General features: G+C 71.3%; 17 protein-coding genes and 1 pseudogene. 9 read left to right on the top strand and 9 right to left on the bottom strand.

The window, feature by feature from the left end; translation table 11 throughout:
* The first annotated feature begins 105 nt into the window (after positions 1-105).
* Together C1N81_RS30155 and C1N81_RS30150 are read left to right on the top strand one after the other, a co-directional pair.
* Positions 106-1,845, top strand: a complete 1,740-nt coding sequence (locus tag C1N81_RS30155) for an ABC transporter ATP-binding protein (protein WP_394434354.1) — start codon at positions 106-108, stop codon at positions 1,843-1,845.
* Positions 1,845-3,773: an ABC transporter ATP-binding protein gene (locus C1N81_RS30150; RefSeq protein WP_394434352.1), complete on the top strand. Its 1,929-nt coding sequence runs from the start codon at positions 1,845-1,847 to the stop codon at positions 3,771-3,773. The genes C1N81_RS30155 and C1N81_RS30150 overlap by 1 nt, the downstream gene beginning before the upstream one ends.
* 84 nt (positions 3,774-3,857) lie before the next feature.
* Here C1N81_RS30150 and C1N81_RS30145 read toward each other — a convergent pair whose 3' ends face one another.
* The 5 genes from C1N81_RS30145 to C1N81_RS30125 all read right to left on the bottom strand — a co-directional run bounded on the left by C1N81_RS30145 (position 3,858) and on the right by C1N81_RS30125 (position 10,757).
* On the bottom strand, positions 3,858-5,129 hold the full coding sequence (locus C1N81_RS30145) for an RNA polymerase sigma factor (RefSeq protein WP_394434350.1): 1,272 nt from the start codon (positions 5,127-5,129) through the stop codon (positions 3,858-3,860).
* Positions 5,130-5,297: 168 nt separating this feature from the next.
* Entirely contained in the window at positions 5,298-7,202 is a 1,905-nt protein-coding gene (dnaG, locus tag C1N81_RS30140; RefSeq protein WP_394434348.1) for a DNA primase, read from the bottom strand.
* Between the two features lie 61 nt (positions 7,203-7,263).
* Entirely contained in the window at positions 7,264-8,523 is a 1,260-nt protein-coding gene (locus C1N81_RS30135; protein ID WP_394434346.1) for an NAD(P)/FAD-dependent oxidoreductase, read from the bottom strand.
* Between the two features lie 115 nt (positions 8,524-8,638).
* Positions 8,639-9,940: a deoxyguanosinetriphosphate triphosphohydrolase gene (locus tag C1N81_RS30130; protein WP_394434345.1), complete on the bottom strand. Its 1,302-nt coding sequence runs from the start codon at positions 9,938-9,940 to the stop codon at positions 8,639-8,641.
* A gap of 49 nt (positions 9,941-9,989) precedes the next feature.
* A complete protein-coding gene (locus tag C1N81_RS30125) occupies positions 9,990-10,757 on the bottom strand; it encodes a sirohydrochlorin chelatase (protein ID WP_394434343.1) in 768 nt (255 codons plus the stop codon).
* A gap of 176 nt (positions 10,758-10,933) precedes the next feature.
* Between C1N81_RS30125 and C1N81_RS30120 the strand changes: the two genes are divergently transcribed.
* From C1N81_RS30120 to C1N81_RS30105, 4 genes are all read left to right on the top strand, one after another.
* Positions 10,934-11,611, top strand: a complete 678-nt coding sequence (locus C1N81_RS30120) for a SanA/YdcF family protein (protein ID WP_394434341.1) — start codon at positions 10,934-10,936, stop codon at positions 11,609-11,611.
* A 96-nt stretch (positions 11,612-11,707) separates the two neighbouring features.
* Positions 11,708-13,795: a molybdopterin oxidoreductase family protein gene (locus C1N81_RS30115; RefSeq protein WP_394434339.1), complete on the top strand. Its 2,088-nt coding sequence runs from the start codon at positions 11,708-11,710 to the stop codon at positions 13,793-13,795.
* A 303-nt stretch (positions 13,796-14,098) separates the two neighbouring features.
* Positions 14,099-14,626 (top strand): hypothetical protein, encoded by a 528-nt coding sequence (locus tag C1N81_RS30110; RefSeq protein ID WP_394434337.1) that lies wholly within the window; start codon positions 14,099-14,101, stop codon positions 14,624-14,626.
* A gap of 49 nt (positions 14,627-14,675) precedes the next feature.
* Complete coding sequence (locus C1N81_RS30105; protein WP_394438317.1) at positions 14,676-15,272, top strand: class F sortase; 597 nt, start codon at positions 14,676-14,678, stop codon at positions 15,270-15,272.
* Between the two features lie 6 nt (positions 15,273-15,278).
* Here the strand turns inward: C1N81_RS30105 and C1N81_RS30100 are convergent, their stop codons facing one another.
* The gene (locus C1N81_RS30100; protein WP_394434335.1) at positions 15,279-16,064 is read right to left on the bottom strand and encodes a sulfite exporter TauE/SafE family protein; all 786 of its coding nucleotides are present in this window, start codon (positions 16,062-16,064) and stop codon (positions 15,279-15,281) included.
* Between the two features lie 213 nt (positions 16,065-16,277).
* On the opposite strand from C1N81_RS30100, the gene C1N81_RS30095 reads away from it, so the two are divergent.
* The 3 genes and pseudogenes from C1N81_RS30095 to nirD all read left to right on the top strand — a co-directional run bounded on the left by C1N81_RS30095 (position 16,278) and on the right by nirD (position 20,512).
* The gene (locus C1N81_RS30095) at positions 16,278-17,489 is read left to right on the top strand and encodes an NAD(P)/FAD-dependent oxidoreductase (RefSeq protein ID WP_394434334.1); all 1,212 of its coding nucleotides are present in this window, start codon (positions 16,278-16,280) and stop codon (positions 17,487-17,489) included.
* 16 nt (positions 17,490-17,505) lie between these two features.
* Positions 17,506-20,150 (top strand): annotated as a pseudogene (locus C1N81_RS30090) (FAD-dependent oxidoreductase); the annotation flags it as partial.
* On the top strand, positions 20,150-20,512 hold the full coding sequence (gene nirD / locus C1N81_RS30085; RefSeq protein WP_394434332.1) for a nitrite reductase small subunit NirD: 363 nt from the start codon (positions 20,150-20,152) through the stop codon (positions 20,510-20,512). The pseudogene C1N81_RS30090 and the gene nirD, both read left to right, overlap by 1 nt.
* A gap of 42 nt (positions 20,513-20,554) precedes the next feature.
* Here the strand turns inward: nirD and C1N81_RS30080 are convergent, their stop codons facing one another.
* From C1N81_RS30080 to dusB, 3 genes are all read right to left on the bottom strand, one after another.
* Positions 20,555-21,481 carry an oxidoreductase gene (locus C1N81_RS30080; RefSeq protein ID WP_394434330.1) on the bottom strand — a complete coding sequence of 309 codons (927 nt, stop codon included), beginning with the start codon at positions 21,479-21,481 and terminating at the stop codon, positions 20,555-20,557.
* 205 nt (positions 21,482-21,686) lie between these two features.
* The gene (gene ppdK, locus C1N81_RS30075; protein ID WP_394434328.1) at positions 21,687-24,428 is read right to left on the bottom strand and encodes a pyruvate, phosphate dikinase; all 2,742 of its coding nucleotides are present in this window, start codon (positions 24,426-24,428) and stop codon (positions 21,687-21,689) included.
* Positions 24,429-25,244: 816 nt separating this feature from the next.
* The gene (gene dusB / locus C1N81_RS30070) at positions 25,245-26,384 is read right to left on the bottom strand and encodes a tRNA dihydrouridine synthase DusB (protein WP_394434326.1); all 1,140 of its coding nucleotides are present in this window, start codon (positions 26,382-26,384) and stop codon (positions 25,245-25,247) included.
* Positions 26,385-26,417: the final 33 nt, after the last annotated feature.

Here is a 26,417-nt window from a genome sequence, read left to right as displayed (position 1 = left end):
GGAGTGTCGGACGATGAGGGTCCATGCGTCCGCACTCCGGTGCGGGCGCGACACTCCCCGCCCCACCGCTCACACTCAACGACCGCCGACACCGAGAGACCGAGCGTGCTCATACGACTCCTGCGGACCCATCTCCGTCCGTACAAGAAATCCATCGGGCTGCTGGTGCTGCTGCAGTTCCTGCAGACCTGCGCCGCGCTGTACCTGCCCACTCTGAACGCGGACATCATCGACAACGGTGTCGTGAACGGCGACACCGGCTACATCCTCCAGTTCGGCGCCCTGATGCTGGGCGTCACCGTCGTCCAGGTGGTGTGCAACACGGGGGCCGTCTTCTTCGGCGCCCGGACCGCCGCCGCCCTCGGCCGGGACGTGCGCGGCGCCGTCTTCGACCGGGTGCAGTCCTTCTCCGCGCGCGAGCTGGGCCAGTTCGGCGCCCCCTCGCTGATCACCCGGACCACCAACGACGTCCAGCAGGTCCAGATGCTGGCGCTGCTCTCCTTCACGCTGATGGTGTCGGCGCCGATCATGTGCGTCGGCGGTGTGGTGATGGCCCTCGGGCTCGACGTGCCGCTGTCCGGCGTGCTGCTCGCGGTGCTGCCGGTCATGACGCTCGTCCTGTCGCTGATCATCCGCAGGCTGCGGCCGCTGTTCCGGTCCATGCAGACCAAGCTGGACACCGTGAACCGGGTGCTGCGCGAGCAGATCACCGGCAACCGTGTGATCCGCGCCTTCGTCCGGGACGACTTCGAGAAGGGCCGCTTCGGTGAGGCGAACCTCGACCTGACCGAGACGTCCCTCGCGACCGGCCGGACCATGGCACTGATGTTCCCGTTCGTCATGACGATCGTGAACATCGCCTCCATCGCCGTCGTCTGGTTCGGCGCGCACCGCATCGACAGCGGCCACATGCAGATCGGCGACCTGACCGCGTTCCTCGCGTACCTCATGCAGATCGTGATGAGTGTGATGATGGCCACCTTCATGTTCATGCAGGTGCCGCGCGCCGAGGTCTGCGCCGAGCGCATCCAGGAAGTCCTCGCCACCGAGTCGAGCGTCGTCCCGCCGAGCGCGAAGGCGGCCGTACGGGAGCTGCGCCGCCGCGGCCACCTGGAGATCCGGGGCGCCGACTTCGGCTACCCGGGCGCCGAGGAGCCGGTCCTGCGCGCCATCGACCTGACCGCGCTGCCCGGCGAGACCACCGCGATCATCGGCTCGACCGGCAGCGGCAAGTCGACGCTGCTCGGCCTGGTGCCGCGCCTCTACGACACCACCGCGGGCGCCGTGTACGTGGACGGCGAGGACGTCCGCACGATCGACCCCGAACTGATGGCGAGAACCGTCGGACTCGTTCCGCAGAAGCCGTACCTGTTCTCCGGAACAGTCGCCTCCAACCTGCGTTACGGGCGGCCCGACGCGAGCGACGAGGAGTTGTGGCACGCGCTCGAAGTGGCGCAGGCCAAGGACTTCGTCGGCAAGCTGGAAGGCGGCCTCGAAGCGCCCATCACCCAGGGCGGCACCAACGTCTCCGGCGGTCAGCGCCAGCGCCTGGCCATCGCGCGCACCCTGGTGCAGCAACCGGAGATCTACCTCTTCGACGACTCGTTCTCGGCGCTCGACTACGCCACCGACGCCGCCCTGCGCCGGGCGCTCGGCAACGAGACGGCCGACTCGACCGTGGTGATCGTCGCCCAGCGCGTCGCCACCATCCGCGACGCCGACCGGATCATCGTCCTCGACGAGGGCCGGGTCGTCGGCGAGGGCCGCCATCACGCGCTGATGGCCGACAACGAGACATACCGGGAGATCGTCCTCTCCCAGCTGACGGAAGCGGAGGCCGCCTGATGAGCGGGCCGATGGCGGCACGAATGGCGGCCGGTGGCCCCAATTCGCGGTCGATGGACTTCAAGAACTCCGGAAAACGGCTGCTCAAGCGGATGGCGGCGCACCGCTCGGCGGTCGCCGCCGTGCTCGGCGCGGTCGTGGTCAGCGTAGGTCTCTCGGTGGTCGGGCCGAAGATCCTCGGCCACGCGACCGACCTGCTCTTCGGCGGGATCATCGGCGGCTCGCTGCCCGCCGGGCAGACCAAGGACCAGGTCATCGAGGGCCTGCGGGCCAAGGGCGACAACGGCATGGCCGACATGCTCGGCGGCGTCGACTTCACCCCGGGCCAGGGCGTCGACTTCGACGCGATCGGCCGGGTCCTGCTGCTCGCCCTCGCCGTGTTCGCGGTGGCCGGCTTCGCCATGACGATCGGCACCCGCCTCGCCAACCGGGTCATCAACCTGGCGGTGTCCCAGCTCCGCAAGGAGATGCAGGCGAAGCTGGCCCGGCTGCCCCTGTCGTACTACGACAAGCAGAAGCGCGGCGAGGTGCTGAGCCGGGCGACCAACGACATCGACAACATAGGGCAGACCCTCCAGCAGACGATGGGCCAGATGCTCAACTCGCTGCTGACCATCGTCGGCGTCCTCGTGATGATGTTCTGGATCTCGTGGCTGCTCGCCCTGGTCGCGCTCGTGACGGTGCCGCTCTCGGTGTTCGTCGCGGCGAAGGTCGGCAAGCGCTCGCAGCCGCAGTTCGTGCAGCAGTGGCGGACGACCGGCGTGCTCAACGCGCACATCGAGGAGATGTACACCGGCCACAACCTGGTGAAGGTCTTCGGCCGCCAGAAGGAGTCGGCGGAGCAGTTCGCCGAGCAGAACGAGGCGCTGTACGAGGCGTCGTTCAAGGCGCAGTTCAACAGCGGCATCATGCAGCCGCTGATGTTCTTCATCTCGAACCTGAACTACGTGCTCGTGGCCGTGGTCGGCGGCCTGCGGGTCGCCTCCGGCTCCCTCTCCATCGGCGACGTGCAGGCGTTCATCCAGTACTCGCGCCAGTTCTCCATGCCGCTGACGCAGGTCGCGTCGATGGCGAACCTCGTGCAGTCCGGCGTCGCCTCCGCCGAGCGGATCTTCGAACTGCTCGACGCCGAGGAACAGTCCGCCGACCCCGTACCCGGGGAGAAGCCGGCCGACCTGCGCGGCCGCGTCCAGTTCGAGCACGTCGCCTTCCGCTACGAGAAGGACAAGCCCCTCATCGAGGACCTGTCCCTGACGGCGGAGCCCGGCCACACCGTCGCCATCGTCGGCCCGACCGGGGCGGGCAAGACCACGCTCGTCAACCTGCTCCTGCGGTTCTACGAGGTCACCGGCGGGCGGATCACGCTCGACGGGGTCGACATCGCGAAGATGGACCGGGACGAACTGCGCGCCGGGATCGGCATGGTCCTCCAGGACACCTGGCTGTTCGGCGGGACCATCGCGGACAACATCGCGTACGGCGCGGCGAAGGACGTCTCGCGGGCCGATGTCGAGGAGGCGGCGAAGGCCGCGCACGCCGACCGGTTCATCCGGACCCTGCCCGACGGGTACGACACCGTCATCGACGACGAGGGCACGGGGGTCAGCGCCGGTGAGAAGCAGCTCATCACCATCGCGCGGGCGTTCCTGTCGGACCCGGTGATCCTCGTGCTCGACGAGGCGACCTCCTCCGTCGACACCCGGACCGAGGTGCTGATCCAGAAAGCGATGGCGCGGCTTGCCTCCGGGCGGACCTCGTTCGTCATCGCGCATCGTCTTTCGACGATCCGCGATGCGGACACGATCCTCGTGATGGAGAACGGGGCGATCGTCGAGCAGGGCTCGCATGAGGTGCTGGTTGCCTCCGGCGGGGCGTATCAGCGGTTGTACGAGGCGCAGTTCGCGCAGGCTGTCGCCGAGGTCGACTAGGCGCCGTGGGGGGCGTGGGGTCGTTCGTCGTGTGCCGGTCCCGTGGTGGCTGGTCGCGCAGTTCCCCGCGCCCCTGGCGGGGTCCTAGTCCAGGTAGCCCCTCAGTTGGTCTGCGAAGGCGTGGTCGCGCAGTTTGTTGAGGGTCTTCGACTCGATCTGGCGGATGCGTTCTCGGGTGACGCCGAAGATGCGGCCGATCTCCTCCAGGGTGCGGGGCCGGCCGTCCGCCAGGCCGTAGCGGAGCTGGACCACTTTGCGTTCGCGTTCGCCGAGGGTGGAGAGCACGGCTTCCAGGTGCTCCCTGAGCAGGAGGAACGCCGCCGATTCGACGGGGCTCGTGGCGTCGCCGTCCTCGATGAGGTCGCCGAGGGCGACGTCGTCCTCCTCCCCCACCGGGGCGTGCAGCGAGACCGGCTCCTGGGCGAGGCGCAGCACTTCGCTGACGCGCTCGTGCGGCAGGTCGAGGTGGGCCGCCACCTCCTCCGGGGTCGGCTCGTAGCCGCGCTCCTGGAGCATCCGGCGCTGGACGCGGACGACCCGGTTGATGAGTTCGACGACGTGCACGGGGACGCGGATGGTCCGGGCCTGGTCGGCGAGGGCCCGGCTCATGGCCTGGCGGATCCACCAGGTCGCGTACGTGGAGAACTTGTAGCCGCGGGCGTAGTCGAACTTCTCGACGGCGCGGATCAGGCCCAGGTTGCCCTCCTGGACGAGGTCGAGCATGGTGAGGCCGCGTCCCACGTAGCGCTTGGCGACGGAGACGACGAGGCGCAGGTTCGCCTCGATGAGGCGGCGCTTGGCCATCCGCCCCATGACCACCAACTTGTCGAGGTCGAGCGCGAGTTGGGAGTCCAGGTCGGGCGCGTGGGTGAGCTTCTCCTCGGCGAACAGGCCCGCCTCGACGCGCCGCGCCAGCTCCACCTCCTCGGCGGCGGTGAGCAGCGGGATGCGACCGATCTCGCGCAGGTACTGGCGGAACAGGTCGGAAGAGGGGTTCCCGGTCTCCGTACGGGTGCCGCGCACGGGCTCGGGCGGCTCGACCGACTCCGCGTGTTCGGTGGGCTCGGGTTCCTCCGGCGTCTCGGCGTGGTGCGGCGCGCGGGCCTGCGGCGGCACCGTGGCGAGAGCCTCCCCGTCCGTGGCGTCGGGGTCGGCGGGAGCCTGCGCTGTGCTGTCGCTCTGGGTGAGGGTCTGGGTCTGCACGGGGGCGACCTCCATAGTGATCGCTGCTGAGGCGTGCGGCTGGGGGGCGGGAGCGGCGGCCGCGCCGCTGTCCGTCCCGTACGCGATGAGCGGAACCGCGGGGGTGTCGGACCCGGTGTCCGGGCTCCGGCCGCGCTCCGAGGACTCAGGCACCGCAACCCAGTGTGGAGTACGACACAGCGCCGCTACGAGGGGCGTGCGTTGACTTTTTGAGTCCGGTGCGTGACCGAGCGGTTACCGAGCTGTACGAGTGCCCGCTCTTCCCGCGCCCGAACACCGCGAAACGGCGCGCGGCAGTACGGTTCGGCGCTCGGGCCCGTCCTAGAGCGCGCCCGCGCCCCGCTCGCGCAGGGCCTGGTCGTACTGCTGGAGCACCCACAACTCGTTCTGCACGGCTGCCAGTTGGGCGGGGTCGCCGCCGGAGCCGAGGCGGGTGAAGGTGCCCTGCATGTCGCGGATGCGGCGCTCGACGGCGCGCCTGCGGACGGTGACGAGCTGGTCGCCCGCGTACACCTCGTCGACCGTCTTGCGGTGGATCGCCTCGACGGCCAGCTCGGTGACCATGGCGCGCACGGCGTCGTCCGGCGCCGCGTCACGGACGCGGACCAGGTACTCGTGCGGGTCGCTCGTACCCTGCTCGGCACCGCCCGCCTCCAGGATCGCGAGGCGTACGGCGGCGTAGGGCGGGGCGGTGAACTCGTCGACCCCGTACGCGTCGAACGCCGGGGAGACCAGGTGGGGGTGTTGCAGGGCGAGCTTGAGCAGTTCGCGCTCGGTGGCGAAGACGGGGTTGCGCAGGGTGAGCGCGGGGCCGCCGAAAGCGGGGGCGGCCGGGGCGGCCATCTCGGGCGCGGGGCGTCCGCGCCCGGCCGGGGCCGGGCCCTTGCCGCCGCGGTCGCGGGCCCAGCGGGCGAGCTGGCCGACGCGCTTGACGACGAACTGGGTGTCGAGGATGCCGAGCATCCCGGCGAGCTGCACGGCGACCTCGTGCTGGGAGGCGCTGTTCTTGATGCGGGCGACGACGGGCGCGGCCTCGTCGAGCGCGGCGGCGCGCCCCGCCGGGGTCTCCAGGTCGTACCGGCTCACGATCTGGCGCAGCGCGAACTCGAAGAGCGGGGTGCGCGGCTCGACCAGCTCGGCGACGGCCTCGTCCCCCTTGGCCAGGCGCAGGTCGCAGGGGTCCATGTTGTCCGGCGCGATGGCGATGTACGTCTCGGCGGCGAACTTCTGGTCGTCCTCGAAGGCGCGCAGGGCGGCCTTCTGCCCGGCGGCGTCGCCGTCGAAGGTGAAGATGACCCGTGCGGAGCCGTTGTCCATGAGGAGCCGGCGGAGGATCTTGATGTGGTCGCCGCCGAAGGCGGTGCCGCAGGTGGCGATGGCGGTGGTGATCCCGGCCAGATGGCACGCCATGACGTCGGTGTACCCCTCGACCACGACGGCCCGCGAGGTCTTGGCGATCTCCTTCTTGGCGAGGTCGATGCCGTAGAGGACCTGCGACTTCTTGTAGATGGGGGTCTCGGGGGTGTTCAGGTACTTCGGCCCGTTGTCGTCCTCGCGCAGGCGGCGGGCGCCGAAGCCGACGACCTCGCCGCCGATGTCGCGGATCGGCCACATGAGCCGCCCGCGGAACCGGTCGATGGGCCCGCGGCGGCCTTCCTGGGAGAGCCCGGAGAGGGTCAGCTCCTTGTCGGTGAAGCCCTTGCCGCGCAGGAAGCGGGTCAGATGGTCCCAGCCGGCCGGGCTGTAGCCGACGCCGAAGTGCGCGGCGGCGGCCTGGTCGAAGCCGCGCTCGGCGAGGAAGGCGCGGCCGATCTCGGCCTCCGGGGACTCCAGCTGATCGACGTAGAACTGGGCGGCGATCTTGTGGGCCTCGACCAGGCGGATGCGTTCGCCGCGCTGGTGGGAGGGGTTGTAGCCGCCCTCCTCGTAGCGAAGGGTGATGCCCGCCTGGCCGGCCAGGCGCTCGACCGCCTCGGAGAAGGTGAGGTGGTCGATCTTCATCACGAACGTGATGGTGTCGCCGCCTTCCTGGCAGCCGAAGCAGTGGAAGAACCCCTTGCTCGGGCTGACCTGGAAGGACGGTGACTTCTCGTCGTGGAACGGGCAGAGGCCCTTCAGGTTCCCGCCGCCCGCGTTGCGCAACTGGAGGTACTCGGAGACCACGGCGTCGATCGGGACCGCGTCCCGAACAGCCTTCACGTCCTCGTCGTTGATCCTGCCAGCCACGGATGAATTCTACGGCCCGCCACTGACACCCTCGTCACTCCGGCGCCCCGCGGAGCGGAGATCACAGAAGGTCGCCGAGGGGGACGGTCGGGTCGGAGAGCCGCTCGGTGCCGGGCCGTACGCCGGAGCGGATGAGCCGCTGGATGTCCTCCGTGACATCCCACACATTCACGTTCATCCCGGCCAGGACCTGCCCGTCCTTCAGCCAGAAGGCGATGAACTCGCGCTTGCCCGCGTCACCGCGCAGCACGACCTGGTCGTACGAGCCCGGGGGCGCCCAGCCCGAGTACTCCAGGCCGACGTCGTACTGGTCGGAGAAGAAGTAGGGCACACGGTCGTAGGTGACGTCCTGGCCGAGCATGGCGCGGGCGGCGGCGGGGCCACCGTTCAGCGCGTTGGCCCAGTGCTCGACGCGCAGCCGCTCCCGGTAGAGGGGGTGCTCCAGGGCGGCCACGTCACCGGCGGCGTAGATGTCGGGGTCGGAGGTGCGCAGGGAGGTGTCGACAGCGATGCCGCCGCCGTGCTCCCTGCCGACCAGGGTCAGACCGGCGTTCTCGGCGAGGGCCGTGCGCGGGGCGGCGCCGATCGCGGCGAGGACGTCGTGCGCCGGGTGCTCCTCACCGTCGTCGGTGTGGGCGGCGAGAACAAGCCCGTCCTGGCCGCTGATCTCGGTGAGCCGGGCACCGAAGTGGAAGCGGACGCCGTGGTCGCTGTGGAGCTCGGTGAAGATCTGTCCGACCTCGGGCCCGAGCACGGCGTGCAGCGGGGTGGCCTCCGGCTCGACGACGGTCACCTCGGCGCCGAACTCGCGCGCGGCGGCGGCGACCTCCAGGCCGATCCAGCCGGCGCCCGCGATCACGAGGTGCCCGTTGTCACGGCCGAGCGAGCCGAGCACGTTCTTCAGCCGCTCGGCGTGGGCGAGGCGGCGCAGGTGGTGGACGCCGACGAGGCCCGTACCGGGGATGTCGAGGCGGCGCGGTTCGGCGCCGGTGGCGAGGAGGAGCTTGTCGTAGCGGATGACGGTGGAGTCGCCGAGCCGGACCGTCTTCACGTCGCGGTCTATGGCGGTGACCGTCTGCCCGAGGTGCAGCTCGACGTCGTTGCTCGCGTACCAGGCGGGCTCGTGGACGTAGACGCTCTCCCGCTCCTCCTTGCCCTGGAGGTACCCCTTGGACAGGGGCGGGCGTTCGTAGGGGTGGTCCAGCTCGTCACCGATGAGGATCACCCGCCCGGTGAACCCTTCCGCGCGGAGCGTCTCGGCGGCCTTCGCGCCGGCGAGCCCTCCTCCGACGATGACGAACGTCTGGTCCGCGTCGACCACTTGATGCCTCCTCGTTGCGCTGCCGTCATATGCGAGCGTCCCGCACGCAGCGTGATGCGGGAAGGGGGCGTGACCCGATCAGGGCACTTGGACCCGGTGCCCCGCGATCGGTCCGTCACACCCCGTGTCCGACCGACAATCGGGCGTGCAGGGAGCGCGCCGACGCGTCCGTCAGGGACGCGATCTGGTCGACGATGACGCGCTTGCGCGTACGGTCGTCGGGCGCGTCGTCGAACAGGGCGCGGAACTGCGGGTCGAGCCCGTCCGGCGCCCGCGCCGTCAGCGCCTCGGCCAGCTCGGCGACGACGACGCGCTGGTCGGCGCGGAGCCGCTCCTGCTGGGGCCGCTGCATCACATACCGGTCGGCGACCGCCTTGAGGACGGCGCACTCGTACCGGGCGGCGCGCGGCACGACCAGCTCGGCGGCGTACCGGGTGAGGCGCCCGGTGCCGTACCGCGCGCGGGTCGCGGTCTCGGCGGCGAGGCAGAACCGCCCGATGAGCTGGCTGGTGGCGTCCTTGAGCCGGGCCTGGGAGACGGCGGTGCCGTCGTACCCGTGCGGCCACCACTCCTGGTCGAGGAGGCGGTCGAGGGCGGCGGCGAGCTCGGCCGGGTCGGTGTCGGCGGGCACGTACCGGCCGAGGGCGACGGTGAACACGTCGGCGCGCTCGGGCTCGGCGTGCAGCATGTTCGGGTCGAGGTGCCCGGCGTGCAGCCCGTCCTCCAGGTCGTGCACGGAGTACGCGACATCGTCGGACCAGTCCATGACCTGCGCCTCGAAGCAGGTGCGGCGCCCGGGCGCGTCCTTTCTCACCCAGTCGAAGACGGCCCGGTCGTCCTCGTAGACACCGAACTTGACCGACCCTGGATCGCTCGGATGCCCACCGCGCGGCCACGGGTACTTGGTGGCGGCGTCGAGGGCGGCCCGGGTCAGATTGAGCCCGACGCTGACCAGCTCCCCGCTCTCGGCGGAGCGCACGAAGCGCTTGGGCTCGATCCGGGTGAGCAGCCGCAGGGACTGCGCATTGCCCTCGAACCCGCCGCAGTCCTCGGCCACTTCATTGAGAGCCTGCTCCCCGTTGTGCCCGAAGGGCGGATGCCCCATGTCATGGGAGAGGCAAGCGGTCTCCACCAGATCCGGATCACACCCCAGAGCCGCCCCCAGCTCCCGCCCCACCTGCGCGCACTCCAGAGAATGCGTGAGCCGTGTCCGCGGGCTGGCGTCCCAGTGCAGGCTGCGGGTGCCCGGCGTGACGACCTGCGTCTTGCCCGCGAGCCTGCGCAGCGCCGAGGAGTGCAGGACGCGGGCCCGGTCGCGCTGGAACGCGGTGCGCCCCGGGCGCTTGTCGGGCTCGGCGGCCCAGCGCTCGACGTCCGCCTCGCCGTACGTACCGGGGCCTTCGTCCGTGGTGTTCATGCCCCGACATTAAGGCCAGGCACCGACAAAGGTCGGGTGACCGGCGAGGTCAGGCGGGCGCGAGCTGCCGCAGGGGGCGCGCGGGCCCGAGCAGGGCGCGGTCGTAGCGGTGCAGGACGAGCCGGGCGAGAGCGGGGTGGGCCCCGAGCGGCGCGGCGACGCACCCGCCCCCGAACGCCTCCGCCGCCTCGGTGGCGAACCGCCCGGGAGCGGTGAAGTAGGAGGCGAGGGCGGACGGATGACACCCGCGCCCGGCGAGCTCCCGCCGAGCGGCGACCACACCGTCCCCGCCCCCGGACGCGTAAGCGGGCACGACGGGCACCCCGAGCCGCGACCCGAGCGAAGTGGCGACCCGCCGCACGTCCACATCGGCGTCGGGGTCCCGCGACCCGGAGGCGGCGAGCACGATGCCGCCGCGCCCGTCCCACCCGCTCTCCACCAGCCGGTCGCGCAGGACGTCGACGAGCAGCGGATGCGGCCCGAGCGGTCCCGCGACGCGGGTGACCACATGCCCGGCGGCGTCGGCGGCGCGGGGCAGATCGGACTTCACGTGATGGCCGCGCGACAACAACAAGGGCACAAGGACGGCGCGTCCGGCCAACTTGCCCAGCACGTCCCCGACCAGAGGCTCGTTCAGCTCGATGTGGGCGAGGCGGACGTCGAGGAGCGGCCGCTGCTCCCGTACACGGGCGACGAGTTCACGGACGGTGGCCAGGGCGCGCGGATCACGGCTGCCGTGCGCGACCAGGACCAGGGTGGGGCTGAGATCCGTCATAAAGCGATCGTGCAGGGGCGTGGTTGCGCCCCCGTTGCGCACAGGATGACGCCCCGTTGCACCGACATCACGCCACAGGACATTCAGCGGTGAGCACGAACAGCGCACCGTTGGCGAACCGTTCCGCCCCGGCCACCGTCTTGCACCACGGACGGACACCAATCTCCTCCGCGCCCCCTCTGCCACGCCTCTGCCATCCCTCTGCCACCGGGAACTCCATGCGCCTGCACCACCCGTTCCGCCTCCGCACCCGCCGGGCCCGGCGGCGCGCCCTGCAAGCACTCATGGCGCTCTGCGCGCTGGCGCTGCTGCCCTCGGCGTGGCTGTTCACGACGACCGGCGACCGGCTGCGCTCGGCGGCGGACGTGCCCGGCACCGAGGTGGCGATGGTGTTCGGGGCGGGCCTGTGGAAGGGCGAACCGTCCCCGTACCTGGCGCACCGCCTGGACGCGGCGGCCGAGCTGTACCGGGCGGGCAAGGTCCGCGCGGTCCTGGTCACGGGCGACAACAGCCGCACGGACTACGACGAGCCGGACGCGATGCGCACCTACCTGACGGAGCACGGAGTGCCGGACAAGGCGGTGGTCAGCGATTACGCGGGCTTCGACACGTGGGACTCCTGCGTACGGGCGCGGAAGATCTTCGGGGTGCGGGAAGCGATCCTGCTGAGCCAGGACTTCCACATCCGCCGGGCGGTGGCCCTGTGCAGGGCGGCGGGGGTCAGCTCGTACGGCGTAGGGGTGGCCGAGAGACGCGACGTGACCTGGTACGCGGGCGGAGCGCGCGAGGTGCTGGCGGCGAGCAAGGCGGCGCTGGACGCGCTGCTCCACCCGGACCCGCACTTCCTGGGCCCGAGGGAGAGGGGAATGGACGCGGCCCTGACCGCGCACCCGTGATCTCACACGGCTGCCGGAGCCCGTGCGAGATGTGCGTACCGCCGACGTAACGAGGCCCGCCCGCACCGCGTAACAAGCACGACGGACCCTTCGGGTATGCACCCGCACACCGCGCCTCCGGCGACCCCGACCCACTGCCCGTACTGCGCGCTGCAGTGCGGGATGACGCTCACGCCGGACGGAACGGGCGTGACGGTGGCCGGCCGGGAGGACTTCCCGGTGAACAAGGGCGCCCTGTGCGGGAAGGGCCAGAACGCGGCAGCGGTCCTGGCGCCCGGGGCCCGCCTGACGACGCCGCTGATCCGCTCGTCGGCAGGCACCCTGGAACCGGCCACCTGGGACGAAGCACTCGACGCGATAGCCGCGAACCTGACCCGGGTCCGCACGGAGCACGGCAACGACGCCTGCGCGCTGTTCGGCGGCGGGGGCCTGACGAACGAGAAGGCGTACGCGCTGGGCAAGTTCGCCCGCACGGTGCTGCGCACGTCGCAGATCGACTACAACGGCCGTTTCTGCATGTCGTCGGCGGCGGCCGCGAACCAGAAGGCCTTCGGCCTGGACCGCGGTCTGCCGTTCCCGCTGGAGGACATCGCGCACACGGGCTGCGTGATCCTGGTGGGCTCCAACCCGGCGGAGACGATGCCGCCGGCGATGCGCTACCTGACCGAGCTGAAGGCCAACGGCGGCAAGCTGATAGTGATCGACCCGCGCCGCACCCGCACGGCGGACCAGGCGGACCTGCACCTGGCCCCGCGCCCCGGCACCGACCTGGCCCTGGCGCTGGGGATGCTGCACCTGGTGGTGGCGGAAGGCAAGGTGGACGAGGAGTACGTACGAACCCGCACGCAAGGCTGGGAAGAGGCACGTGCAGCGGCGATGGCGCACTGGCCGGAGTACGTGGAGCGAGTGACAGGAGTCCCCCTCCCCCACATACGAGAAGCGGTGAGCCTCTTCACCACACCCGCCCACGCGATGATCCTGACGGCGCGCGGCCCGGAACAACAGTCCAAGGGCACGGACACGGTGGGCGCCTGGATCAATCTGGCCCTGGCCACGGGCCGCCCGGGCCGCCCGTTGTCCGGCTACGGCTGCCTGACGGGCCAGGGCAACGGGCAGGGCGGCCGCGAACACGGCCAGAAGGCGGACCAGCTCCCCGGCTACCGCAAACTGACGGACCCGGCGGCGCGGGCCCATGTGGCGGCGGTCTGGAACGTACCCCCGGAATCCCTCCCCGCCCCCGGCCGCTCCGCGTACGAACTGCTGGACGCCCTGGGCACGGACATCCACGCCTTGCTGGTCATGGCGTCGAACCCGGTGGTGTCGGCGCCAAGGGCGGCCCACATCGAGGAGCGCCTGCGCAGCCTCGACTTCCTGGCGGTGGCGGACGTGGTCCTCTCGGAGACGGCGGAACTGGCGGACGTAGTGGTCCCGGTGACCCAGTGGGCGGAGGAGACAGGAACGACGACGAACCTGGAAGGCCGGGTCCTGCTCCGCCGACAAGCACTGACGCCCCCCGAGAACGTCCACTCGGACCTGCACGTACTCCACGCCCTGACAGCCCGTCTGTCCCCGGACCCGAAGCCCGACTTCCCCACCTCCCCCGAGGAGGTCTTCGACGAGCTGCGCCGCGCGTCGGCGGGCGGCCCGGCGGACTACGCGGGCATCAGCTACGACCGCCTGGCACGGGGCGAGGCCCTGCACTGGCCGTGCCCGGAGACGGACCACCCGGGCACTCCCCGCCTCTTCCTGGACCGCTTCGCGACCGAGGACGGCAGGGCCCGCTTCACCCCGGTGACACACCGCCCGGCAGCGGAGGAGCCGGACGCGGACTACCCCCTTTATCTGACGACGGGGCGGGTGGTGGCGCAGTACCAGTCCGGAGCACAGACGCGCCGCGTACCGGAGCTGAACAGGGCGTCCCCATCCCCGTACGTGGAACTGCACCCCCGCCTGGCAGCACGTCTGGGCATCACCGAGGGGGCTCCGGTGACGGTCACCTCACGCCGCGGCACAGCACAGGCACCGGCCCGTCTCTCCCCGGCCATCCGCCCGGACACGGTGTTCATGCCGTTCCACTGGCCGGGCAAGGGCAGAGCGAACACGTTGACCAACCCGGCACTCGACCCGACGTCCCGTATGCCGGAGTTCAAGGTGTGCGCGGTGAAAGTGCGGAGGGCCACGTGACCCGACCACCGTCGATCAGCCGCGTACGAGACGGGAGGGGCCGTCCGGGGCATGTGCGCGCGCAGCACGGTGCACGCGGTGGCGGCACCGAAGCGAGCGGCGATGCCCTCAAGATGGCGAGCACGGACATGCCCCGGGCGGCCCCGTACCCACCCACGCACCTGCCACATCGAAGAAGAGGCCGCTGACGGGTCCTCAGACACCCACCCTCCATTCAGGCGTACTCAGCATGCGAAGACCCCGCCCTGCCACTTACCTCGTCCTTGCAGGGGCGCACCCGACGCCCGCGAAGGAGCGAGGACGATGCGCACAGGCCGATCCCTGGCAGCCGCCGCGTTCGCCGTGATGGCAGCCGCGTTCACGGCATCACCCGCCACAGCGTCGCAGGGCGGCCTGGAGGTGTACCCGGCGACGGCGGCCCCCGGCACGACGGTCACCCTCTCCACGACGGCCTGCGGCGCACAGGGCACGGCGGCCGCGGACGCGGGTGCGGTGGGCCCCGGCCCGTTCACGCTGGCCCCGGACCGATCGGCCGGACAGGCGACGGCCCACTTCGAGGTGCCCGCGTCGGCACAGCCGGGCACGTACGAGATCAGGGCCCGCTGCTCGGGCGGCACGGTGGTGACCGGCGACGTGATCGTGTCGATGGCGCAACAGGCGGCGGCCCCGGCGCCGGGAGCGCAGATGCCGCGCGGCCACGTACCGACGGGCGTGGGCGGCGCGCTGGGCCCGGACCCGGTGAAGACGACGGCGGGCGTGGCGGCGCTGGCCGTGGCGGCGGCGGGCGGGACGTGGCTGCTGCACCGCAGGACGAGGGACGGCAGGCTCTGAGGCGGTGCGAGTGAAGCCGGTCAACACGGTCAACGCGGCCATAGGCGTGATGACGCTGCTGGCGTCGGCGACGGGCGCGTGGCTGCTCGCGGGCGGCGCGGCGGGCCACCCGCCGCCCCAGCCGCCCCCGGACCAGGCGGGCGCGGCGAGCGGGCACGCCCGGAGGGCGGAGGCGCCGCCGATGCGGAAGTCACCCCCGACCCGGATCCGTATCCCCTCGCTGGGCGTGGACGCCGAGCTGACGGGCCTGGGCCTGTCCCGGAGCGGAAGCCTGGAGGTGCCGCCGCCGCAGAAGGAGAACGTGGCGGGCTGGTACGAGGCGGGAACGAACCCGGGTGAGCGGGGCACGGCGGTGGTGGCGGGCCATGTGGACAACGCGGAGGGCCCGGCGGTCTTCTACGGGCTGGGCGCGCTGAAGCGCGGCGGGACGGTGGAGATCGACCGGCGGGACGGTTCGGTGGCGGTGTTCACGGTGGACGCGGTGCGGATGTACGCGGCGAAGGATTTCCCGGACGAGGAGGTGTACGGCCCGGCGGACCGCGCGGAGCTGCGGGTGATCACGTGCGGGGGCCCGTTCTCGAGGCGTACGGGTTACGAGGGCAACGTGGTGGTGTTCGCACACCTGTCGAGGACCGCCAGCCCCTGAGCCCGCTCAGGCAACCCACTGCTCATAGGCCATCTTCAGCACCAGAGCACACACCACACTCAGCAGAACGACCCGCACGAACGAGGCCCCCCGCTTCAACGCGGTGTGCGCCCCGATCATCCCGCCGGCGAGGTTGAAGACGGCCATGAGCCCGGCGAGCTGCCAGTACACGGTGCCTTTGAGGCCGAACGTGATGAGCGCCCCCGCGTTGGTGCAGCAGTTGACGATCTTCGCGGTGGCGGAGGCGACGACAAGATCAAGATGCAGGAGGGCAGTAAGAGCGAGAACAAGGAAGGTGCCGGTGCCGGGCCCGATGAGTCCGTCGTAGAACCCGATGCCGAGCCCGGCGAACCCGATGGCGGCGAGGATGCGCCGGGGCGGGAGCGGCTCGGCGGTGGGGGCGGTGCCGAAGGCGGGCCGGAAGAGGACGAAGGCGCCGACGCACACGAGTACGACCATGACGACGGGTTTGAGGACGTCGGTGCTGAGCCCGGCGGCGAGCAGGGCACCCAGGGTGGACCCGGCGAGGGCGGCGACGCCGATGCGGGCGGCGAGGCGTACGTCGACGGGGGCTTTGCGGGCGTAGGTGATCGCGGCGCCGGTGGTGCCGACGATGGAGACGGCTTTGTTGGTGCCGAGGGCGTAGGGCCCGGCGCCGGCGGTGTTGGGAAGGCCGAGCAGGAGGGCGGGGAGAAGAAGGAGTCCGCCACCGCCGACGACGGCGTCGACCCAGCCGGCGGCGAGGGCGGCGAGGCAGAGGACGACGAGGGCGGTCAGGGATATGTCAGGCATGCACATGACTTTATGAGCCAAAAGATGGGTGGCTAACCACACTTGGCTCCCACCACAGCGCACCCTCACACCACAACGCACTCGCACCCGCACCCGCACCCGCACCCCACAGCGCACCCTCACACCGCCCCCCACCCCCCGCTGAGCCCACCGTTCCCCCGGGGAAACGGACGGGACGCCACGGAGAAACACCGCCCCCGCACGCTACGAGGCATGAAGCGCGTCGTGGTCATAGGCACCGGCCTGGCCGGCATCAGGGTCGCCGCCCGTCTGGGCGGGGACGCGGTGCTGATCGGGGAGGAACCGCACGCCCCGTACAACAGGGTCCTGTTGGCGGAGGTCCTGGCGGGCAGCTACGGCCCGGAGGTCATCGCACTGCCGGCGCCGCGGGGCCGCCGGCTGCACACGAGGGCGGTCCGGGTGGACCGCGCCGACCATGTGGTGCGGTGCGAGAACGGCGCGGAGGTGGAGTACGACGCGCTGGTCCTGGCGACGGGCGCGAACCCGGTGCTCCCCCCGCTCCGGGGCCTGTTCGAGCCGGGAGCGACGGACCTGCCCGGCGGGGTGCACGCGTTCCGCACGATGGACGACTGCGTGGCGCTGTCGGCGGCGGTACGGGAGGGCACGCGGGCGGTGGTGATCGGCGGCGGCCTGCTCGGCGTCTCGGCGGCGCGGGCGCTGGCCCGCCGCGGGGCGCAGGTGGTGTTGGTGCAGCAGGCGGAACGCTTGATGGAACGCCACTTGGACCCGAAGTCCTCAGCATTGGTGGAACGCCACCTGGCGTCGCTCGGCGTGGAGATCCACACGGAGTGCAGAGTCAAGGCGCTCAGAACAGCGAACGCGCAGGTCAGCCACGTAGAACTGCACGACGGCTACGTACTGGACACGGACGTGACGGTCCTGGCCTGCGGAGCCCGCCCCCGCACGGGCCTGGCGAAGGCGGCGGGCCTGGAGGTGCGCCGCGGCGTCGTCGTGGACGACGAACTGCGCACGAGTGACCCGCACATCTACGCCGTGGGCGACTGCGCCGAACACGCGGAGAAGGTCTACGGCCTGGCGACCCCGGCGCTGGAACAGGCCGACGCGCTGGCGAACGCCCTGACCGGCACCGGCGCCCCGAAGACCTACACCGGCACCCGGACCCTGACCCGCCTGACGCTGCCGCACGCGGCGGACCCCCTGGACCTGGCCGCGTTCGGCGAGACGGAACCGCTCCCCGGCGACGACGTGGTGCAGCTGACGGACGCGACGCGGGGCACGTACCGCAGGGTCGTCGTCCGCGGCGACCGCCTGGTCGGCGGGGTCCTGGTGGGGGCGCTCGGCGGCGTCGGCGCGCTGGCGCACGCCTGGGAATCGAACGAAGCGCTGCCCGCCGACGACGGCGCGCCGCTGCTGCATCTGCTCACCCACGACGGAGGCCTCTGACATGGCGACCTCGAAACCCACCCTCGTCCTCGTCGGCCACGGCATGGTCGGCCAGCGCTTCCTCGAAGCGGCGGCCGAGCGCGGCCTGACCGGGACGCACCGCGTGGTCGTCCTGTGCGAGGAACCCCGCCCCGCCTACGACCGGGTCCATCTGACCTCGTACTTCTCGGGGACGACGCCCGAGGAACTGTCGATGACGGAACCGGAGTTCATCGAGCGGCACGGCATCGAGCTGCACGTGGGCGACCCGGCGCTGGCGGTGGACAGGACGACCCGGACGGTGACCGCCCGCTCGGGCCTGACGGTGGAGTACGACACGCTGGTCCTGGCGACGGGCTCGTACCCCTTCGTCCCCCCGGTCCCGGGCAAGGACACGACGGGCTGCTTCGTCTACCGCACGATCGAGGACCTGTACGCGATCGAGGAGTACGCGAAGAACCACGCGACGGTCGGCGCGGTGGTGGGCGGCGGCCTGCTCGGCCTGGAAGCGGCGGGCGCGCTCCAGGGCCTGGGCCTGACGACGCACATCGTGGAGTTCGCCCCGCGCCTGATGCCGGTGCAGGTGGACGAGGGCGGCGGCGCGGCGCTGCTGCGCACGATCACGGAGATGGGCCTGACGGTGCACACGGGCGTGGGCACGCAGGAGATCCTGTCGGACGGGGCCGAGGAGAACGCCGTACGAGGGATGAGGCTGTCGAACGGCGCGGAACTGGAGACGGACCTGGTCGTCTTCTCGGCGGGGGTCCGCCCCCGCGACCAGCTGGCCCGCGACATGGGCCTGGAGGTCGGCGAGCGCGGCGGCGTCAAGGTGGACGAGGTGTGCCGTACCAGCGACCCGGCGGTGTTCGCGATCGGCGAGTGCGCGCTGGCGGCGGACGGCAGGGTCTACGGCCTGGTGGCGCCGGGCTACGAGATGGCGCTGACGGCGGCGGCGGCGATAGACCGCGCCGAGACGAACAAGACGAACGAGACGGACGGACGGACGGGACGGACGGGACGGACGGGACGGACGGGACGGACGGGACGGACGGGACGGACGGGACGGACGGGACGGACGGGACGGGCACGACGACGTTCACCGGCGCGGACCTCTCCACAAAGCTGAAGCTCCTCGGCGTGGACGTGGCGTCGTTCGGCGACGCGCACGGGGCGACCGAAGGCTGCCTGGACGTCGTCTACTCGGATTCGCGCTCGGGCACGTACAAGAAGCTGGTGATGGGCGCCGGGGGCGAGTTGCTCGGCGGCATCCTCGTGGGCGACGCGGAGGCGTACGGGACGCTGCGCGCGCTGACCGGGACGGTGCCGCCGCTCGCCCCGGAACAGCTGGTCCTGCCGGCGGGCGCGGGCGCCCCGGCGCAGCTCGGCCCGGACGCGCTCCCCGCCGACGCGGTCGTCTGCTCGTGCCACAACGTGACGAAGGGCGAGATCTGCGCGCACCCGACCCTGCCCGAGGTCAAGAAGTGCACGAAGGCGGGCACGGGCTGCGGGAGCTGCGTCAAGCTCATCACCCAGCTCCTCCCGGCGTCCGGCGACGACGGCCTGTGCGGCTGCTTCGGCCACACGCGCCAGGAGCTGTACGAGATCGTGCGCGTCAAGCGGATCACCACGTTCACCCGTCTCCTGGACGAGCACGGCCGCGAGGAGGCGCGCGGCGGCGAGGGCTGTGAGGTCTGCAAGCCGACGGTGGGTTCGATCATCGCCTCGCTGGCCCCGTCGATCGGCGCGGACGGCTACGTCCTGGAGGGCGAGCAGTCGGCGCTGCAGGACACCAACGACCACTTCCTCGCCAACTTGCAGAAGAACGGCTCGTACTCGGTGGTGCCGCGCATCCCGGGCGGCGAGATCACCCCGGAGAAGCTGATAGTGATCGGCGAGGTGGCCCGCGACTTCCACCTCTACACGAAGATCACGGGCGGTCAGCGCATCGACCTGTTCGGCGCACGGGTCGACCAACTCCCCTCGATCTGGGCACGGTTGGTGGACGCGGGCTTCGAGTCGGGCCACGCGTACGGCAAGTCGCTGCGCACGGTGAAGTCGTGCGTGGGGCAGACGTGGTGCAGGTACGGCGTACAGGACTCGGTCCGCATGGCGATCGATCTGGAGCTGCGCTATCGCGGGCTGCGGGCGCCGCACAAGCTGAAGTCGGCGGTGTCCGGGTGCGCCCGCGAGTGCGCGGAGGCCCAGTCGAAGGACTTCGGCGTCATCGCCACGGCCAACGGCTGGAACCTGTACGTCGGCGGCAACGGCGGCATGACCCCGCGCCACGCCGACCTCCTCGCCCAGGACCTGAGCGACGCGGAGCTGATCCGCCTGATCGACCGCTTCCTGATGTTCTACATCCGCACCGGCGACCGCCTGGAACGGACGGCGGCCTGGCTGGAGCGGATCGACGGCGGCCTCGACCACGTACGGGATGTCGTCGTGCACGACTCGCTCGGCATCTGCGACGAACTGGAGGCGCTGATGGCCGCGCACGTGGCGCACTACCGCGACGAGTGGTCCGAGACGATCGAGGACCCGGAGCGCCTGGCCCGCTTCGTCTCGTTCGTGAACGCGCCCGGCACCCCCGATCCGACGGTCCGCTTCGTGCCGGAGCGCGACCAGATCAAGCCCGAACCGCCCCTGATCCCGATGCCCTCCCTGGAAGGACTGGCTGTCCGATGACGACCTTCGCCCCGGAGCAGACGAAGCAGACGAAGCTGCTGGTGCGGCTCGACGTACAGGACGGCTGGTTCACGGTCTGCGACCTGGACCGGCTGACGCCGGGCCGCGGGGTCGCCGCGCTGCTCCCGGACGGCGGCCAGGCGGCGGTCTTCCTCGACCGCGCGGGCCGGGTGTACGCGGTGGACAACACGGACCCGTTCACGGGGGCGGCGGTGCTCTCGCGCGGCCTGCTCGGCTCGGCGCGGGGCCGCCCGTTCGTGGCGTCGCCGCTGCTGAAGCAGCGCTTCGACCTGGAGACGGGCCGCTGCCTCGACGACGAGACGGTGGCGGTACGGACGTACGAGGTACGGACCGCCTGAGGTCGGCGGTACCGGAGGTCGGCGGTACTGGACGAACGGCGATCACTGCGCCAGGGCGTCGTACCGCACCCCGGTCGCCTGTTCGGACGCCGCCCACAGCCGCTCCCCCGCCACGTCGTGCCGCGTCCACGAGGCACGCCAGGACCGGGCGGGCGCCCCGCGCCACATGAGCACGCGCGGCCCGTAGAAGTCGTCGGGCCGGACACCCGGCGCGGTCGCCGCGTACAGCGTGGGCAGCGCGCCCGCCTCGGCGGACTGCCCGAAGAACCGGTTGCCGATCTCGTAGAACCGCTGGACCCCCGTGCGCCCCTCCATGAGCGCCTTGCGCGTCTGCAGGGACGTGGCGGCGTACCCGGGGTGCGCGGCGGCGGCGACGAGGAGGACGCCCGCGGCGGCGGCGCGCCGGGCCAGTTCGTGGACGAAGAGCAGGTTGGCGGTCTTGGAGCGGGCGTAGGCCGCCCAGGGCCGGTAGCGCCGTTCGTTGTTGAGGTCGGCGATGTCGATGTCGGCGAAGATGTGCACCATGCTGGAGACGGTGACGACGCGGGCGGCGGGCGCGGCGAGCAGGCTCGGCAGGAGCAGCCCGGTCAGCGCGAAGTGCCCGAGGTGGTTGATCCCGAACTGGTTCTCGAACCCGTCGGCGGTGCGGCCGAACGGCATCGCCATGATCCCGGCGTTGTTGACGAGGAGATCGAGGGGGCACCCCTGCCAGCCGGCGGCGAACTCGTGGACGGAGTCGAGACAGCCGAGGTCGAGGGAGAGGAACTCGACGGCTGCGCCCGGCAGTTCGGCCCGGATCCGGTCGAGCGCGGCGGCGGCCCGCCCCGCGTCACGGCAGGCGAGCACGGTACGGGCGCCGGCGCGGGCCAGGGCGCGGGCGGTGGCGTAGCCGATGCCGCTGTTGGCGCCGGTCACCACGGCGGTGCGGCCGCGCAGTCCCGGCATGTCGCGGACGCTCCAGCCGCTCATCGTGGATCCCCCTGCGCGCGTTCGGTTCCCTGCGGGTCGGGCCGCCCGGCCGGAGCGGGGCGGGTCGCCCGACAGTAGAACGGTCACCCACATACCGAAAGAGCGGCACCCCCCGCACAGGGGTGCCGCTCCTCCGTCTCGCGCCGGAGCCGCCGCCGATCGGTGAGGGTCGGGGACCGACGGCGACTCCGAGTACCGGGGGGTGTCAGCGGTGGTCGCTGCCCGCCGAGGTGGACGCGGCGCGCCCCGCCTCAAGGCGGGCCACCGGGATACGGAACGGCGAGCAGGACACGTAGTCGAGCCCGACCTCGTGGAAGAAGTGGACGGACTCGGGGTCGCCGCCGTGCTCACCGCAGACACCGAGCTTCAGGTCGGGCCGCGTGGCCCGCCCCGCCTCGACGGCGTTGCGCACCAGGGAGCCCACGCCGTCCTTGTCGATCGTCTCGAACGGCGACACCCCGAAGATGCCCTTCTCCAGGTACGCGGTGAAGAACGAGGCCTCGACGTCGTCGCGGCTGAAGCCCCAGACGGTCTGCGTGAGGTCGTTCGTGCCGAACGAGAAGAACTGGGCGGCCTCGGCGATCTGCCCGGCCGTGAGGGCGGCGCGGGGCAGCTCGATCATGGTGCCGATGGCGAGCTTCAGCTGGACGCCGGTCTGCTCCTGGACCTCGGCGATGACCCGGTCGGCCTCCTCGCGGACGATCTCCAGCTCCTGGACGGTGCCGACGAGCGGGATCATGACCTCGGCGCGCGGGTCGCCCTTGGCGGTCTTGCGGGCGGCGGCGGCCTCGGCGATGGCGCGGACCTGCATGGCGAACAGGCCGGGGATGACGAGCCCGAGCCGCACACCGCGGAGCCCCAGCATGGGGTTCTGCTCGTGCAGCCGGTGCACGGCCTGGAGCAGCCGCAGATCGTTCTCGTTGCTGTCCTGCCGGGACTCGGCGAGGGCGACGCGCACCGACAACTCGGTGATGTCGGGCAGGAACTCGTGCAGCGGCGGGTCGAGCAGGCGGATGGTGACCGGGAGGCCGTCCATCGCCTCGAACAGCTCGACGAAGTCCTGCTTCTGGAGCGGCAGGAGCTGCTTGAGGGACTCCTCGCGCTCGGTGTCCGTGTCGGCGAGGATCAGCTTCTCGACCATCTCGCGCCGCTCGCCGAGGAACATGTGCTCCGTGCGGCACAGGCCGATGCCCTGGGCGCCGAACCGGCGGGCGCGCAGCGCGTCCTCGGCGTTGTCGGCGTTGGCCCGTACGCGCAGGCGGCGTACGCGGTCCGCGTAGGCCATGACCCGGTGGACGGCGCCGACCAGCTCGTCGGCGTCGTCGGCCCCGGCGTGCATGCGCCCCTCGAAGTACTCGACGACCGGGGACGGCACGACGGGCACCTCGCCGAGGTACACCTTGCCGGTGGAGCCGTCGATGGAGACGACGTCCCCTTCCTCGACCACCACGCTCCCGGCGGTGAGCCGCCGCCGCTTGGTGTCGACTTCGAGATCCTCGGCGCCGCAGACACAGGTCTTGCCCATGCCGCGCGCGACGACGGCCGCGTGCGAGGTCTTGCCGCCGCGCGAGGTCAGGATGCCCTCGGCGGCGATCATGCCGTCGAGGTCGTCGGGGTTGGTCTCACGGCGGATCAGGATGACCTTCTCGCCGGAGCGCGACCACTTGATGGCGGTGTACGAGTCGAAGACGGCCTTGCCGACAGCGGCACCCGGCGACGCGGCGATACCGCGCCCGAGCTGCTCGGTCTTGGCCTCGTCGTCGAAGCGGGGAAACATCAACTGGGCGAGCTGGGCGCCCGTGACCCGCTGAAGAGCCTCGGCCTCGTCGATGAGCCCCTGGTCGACGAGTTGCGTGGCGATGCGGAAGGCGGCACCGGCGGTGCGCTTGCCGACCCGCGTCTGGAGCATCCACAACTGCCCGCGCTCGATGGTGAACTCGATGTCGCAGAGATCCTTGTAGTGGTTCTCCAGGGTCTCCATGATCTGCATGAGCTGGTCGTACGACTTCTTGTCGATCTGCTCAAGCTCGGCGAGCGGCACCGTGTTGCGGATACCGGCGACGACGTCCTCGCCCTGCGCGTTCTGCAAGTAGTCGCCGTAGACGCCCTGGTGGCCCGAGGCGGGGTCGCGGGTGAAGGCGACGCCGGTGCCGGAGTCGGGGCCGAGGTTGCCGAAGACCATGGAACAGACGTTGACGGCGGTGCCGAGGTCGCCGGGGATGCGCTCCTGGCGGCGGTAGAGCTTGGCGCGGTCGGTGTTCCACGAGTCGAAGACCGCGTGGATCGCGAGGTCCATCTGCTCACGCGGGTCCTGCGGGAAGTCGCGCCCCGCCTCCGACTTGACGATCTTCTTGAACCGGGTGACCAGCTTCTTGAGGTCGGCGGCGTCGAGATCGGTGTCGACCGCGACCTTCTTCGCGCGCTTGGCCTTCTCGAGCTCTTCCTCGAAAAGGTCGCCGTCGACGTCGAGGACGGTCTTGCCGAACATCTGGATGAGGCGGCGGTAGGAGTCCCACGCGAAGCGCTCGTCGCCGGCCTGCTTGGCGAGGCCCTGCACCGACTTGTCGGAGAGACCGATGTTGAGAACGGTGTCCATCATGCCGGGCATCGAGAACTTGGCGCCCGAACGGACCGACACGAGGAGGGGGTTGTCGGCCTGCCCGAGCTTCTTGCCCATCTTCTTCTCGAGCGCGTCGAGGTGTGCACCGACCTCGTCACGCAGTGCCACCGGCTCGGCGCCGCTGTCGAGGTAGACCTTGCAGGCCTCGGTGGTGATCGTGAAGCCCGGCGGGACGGGAAGGCCCAGGTTGGTCATCTCGGCGAGGTTGGCGCCCTTGCCGCCGAGGAGGTCCTTGAGGTCCTTGTTGCCCTCGGTGAAGTCATAGACGAACTTCACGCCCTGCTCGGTGGCCTGATCGGTTACCTGAGGATCTTTGTTTTCCGACACGGGTCTCGACTCCTCGAGGCTCGGTGGCTGCCCTGACGGCGAGGAACATACCCAGATCCAAGGCACCTGGGTACGTCCACTTTGCCGTCATGGGGCCGTAACCACCCGTCCGCCAGGAGATCGAAAGTGACTGCGGGGTACGGGGATCGGGGTGTGTGCGTTCACTTCGTGAAGCGGGAGCGTTTAGGGCTGGCAAAATACGCTCACATGAGCGGGCAGTGCTCTCATGTGCGTTCAACTCGTAAATGATCGAGCGATGGCACTGAGTGCCACGTCTTGAAGGGGTGCAATCGCGCTGGCCGCGCTCGTTTGAGCGTGAGGGTGATCAGGGGTGGCGAGAATCACGCCGGTGCGCGGGGTGTGTGAACGGGCAGATGTCACCATGCGGACACCCTCCGGGGGTTGACCGGGGGATTCGGGCGCGGCGACGGAATGATTCGGGCCATCTTCGGACCCCGACCATCCGCGCCACCGTCGTGGCTGGTCGCGCAGTTCCCCGCGCCCCTGAGACGCGCACTCCGTGCGCCCATCTCAGGGTCGCCAGCACGAGCAAGGAAGGCGCGGCGCAGCCGCAGGCCTCCAGGGGCGCGGGGAACGGCGCGAGCAACCACGACGAGACGGGCACCCGCCAACGCACACCAGGCCATCGCGGCGCAGCCGCGTGCCTTCAGGGGCGCGGGGAACTGCGCGAGCAGCCACGACGAGACGCGTGCCCGGCGACGTGACAACAGGGCATCGCGGCGCAGCCGCATGGCTCAGGGGCGCGGGGAACTGCGCGAGCAGCCACGGCGGAGGGCGCGCCCGGCGATGCGAGGGTCAGCCGCCGGAGGTGTCCTGTTCCGCGTCCTCGGAGAGCCCCGCACAGTCGTAGGGGTCACGAAGCCACCCGTCCGGCAGAACGACCCGGTTGTTGCCGGACGTCCGCCCCCGGGGCCCGTCCGCGCCCGCGGGCCAGTCCTGGTCCAGGTCCAGTTCGTCGAGCCCCGCCCGAAGCTCGTCCAGCGACGACGTGACGGCCAGCCGCTTGCGCATCTCGGACCCGACCGAGAACCCCTTGAGGTACCAGGCGACGTGCTTCCGGAAGTCGATGACCCCGCGCGTCTCGTCCCCGATCCACTCCCCGAGCAGCGCGGCATGCCGCACCATCGCGTCGGCGACGACCCGCAGGGTGGGCCGGACCCGGTCGGGCCGCCCCTCGAACGCCGCGACCAGATCGGCGAAGAGCCAGGGCCGCCCGAGGCAGCCCCGTCCGACGACGACTCCGTCGCACCCGGTCTCGCGGACCATGCGCAGCGCGTCGTCGGCCGACCAGATGTCGCCGTTGCCGAGGACGGGGATCTCGGGGACGTGTTCCTTGAGCCGGGCGATGGCGTCCCAGTCGGCGGTGCCGCCGTAGTGCTGGGCGGCGGTGCGCCCGTGCAGCGCGATCGCGGTGACGCCTTCCTCGACGGCGATGCGGCCGGCGTCGAGGAAGGTGATGTGGTCGTCGTCGATGCCCTTGCGCATCTTCATCGTGACGGGCAGGTCACCGGCCCCGGTGACGGCTTCGCGCAGGATGGCGCGGAGCAGCGGCCGCTTGTAGGGGAGGGCGGAGCCGCCGCCCTTGCGGGTCACCTTGGGGACGGGGCAGCCGAAGTTGAGGTCGATGTGGTCGGCGAGGTCCTCCTCCGCGATCATGCGGACGGCCTTGCCGACGGTGGCGGGGTCGACCCCGTACAGCTGGATCGAGCGGGGCTTCTCGCTCGCGTCGAAGTGGATCAGCTGCATGGTCTTCTCGTTGCGCTCGACCAGGGCGCGGGTCGTGATCATCTCGCTGACGAAGAGACCTTTGCCGCCGGAGAACTCCCTGCACAGGGTGCGGAAGGGCGCGTTCGTGATCCCGGCCATGGGCGCGAGGACCACGGGAGGGACGACGGTGTGCGGTCCGATGGCGAGGGGGGTGGTCGTAGCGGTCATGCCCCCTATTGTCGCGTACGCCGAACGGGGGTC

It is taken from the genome of Streptomyces sp. SGAir0957, from assembly GCF_043523415.1.
Note: the sequence above shows the minus strand (reverse complement) of the source record. Positions and strands in the feature narration are given on the sequence as shown.

Excerpts from the sequence above, each read along its gene's own strand:
- C1N81_RS30150 (WP_394434352.1), top strand. The coding sequence starts at position 1,845 with ATGAGCGGGCCGATGGCGGCACGAATGGCGGCCGGTGGCCCCAATTCG.
- C1N81_RS30130 (WP_394434345.1), bottom strand. The coding sequence starts at position 9,940 with ATGAACACCACGGACGAAGGCCCCGGTACGTACGGCGAGGCGGACGTC.
- C1N81_RS30120 (WP_394434341.1), top strand. The coding sequence starts at position 10,934 with ATGCGCCTGCACCACCCGTTCCGCCTCCGCACCCGCCGGGCCCGGCGG.
- C1N81_RS30115 (WP_394434339.1), top strand. The coding sequence starts at position 11,708 with ATGCACCCGCACACCGCGCCTCCGGCGACCCCGACCCACTGCCCGTAC.
- C1N81_RS30110 (WP_394434337.1), top strand. The coding sequence starts at position 14,099 with ATGCGCACAGGCCGATCCCTGGCAGCCGCCGCGTTCGCCGTGATGGCA.
- C1N81_RS30105 (WP_394438317.1), top strand. The coding sequence starts at position 14,676 with ATGACGCTGCTGGCGTCGGCGACGGGCGCGTGGCTGCTCGCGGGCGGC.
- C1N81_RS30100 (WP_394434335.1), bottom strand. The coding sequence starts at position 16,064 with ATGCCTGACATATCCCTGACCGCCCTCGTCGTCCTCTGCCTCGCCGCC.
- C1N81_RS30095 (WP_394434334.1), top strand. The coding sequence starts at position 16,278 with ATGAAGCGCGTCGTGGTCATAGGCACCGGCCTGGCCGGCATCAGGGTC.
- nirD (WP_394434332.1), top strand. The coding sequence starts at position 20,150 with ATGACGACCTTCGCCCCGGAGCAGACGAAGCAGACGAAGCTGCTGGTG.
- C1N81_RS30080 (WP_394434330.1), bottom strand. The coding sequence starts at position 21,481 with ATGAGCGGCTGGAGCGTCCGCGACATGCCGGGACTGCGCGGCCGCACC.
- dusB (WP_394434326.1), bottom strand. The coding sequence starts at position 26,384 with ATGACCGCTACGACCACCCCCCTCGCCATCGGACCGCACACCGTCGTC.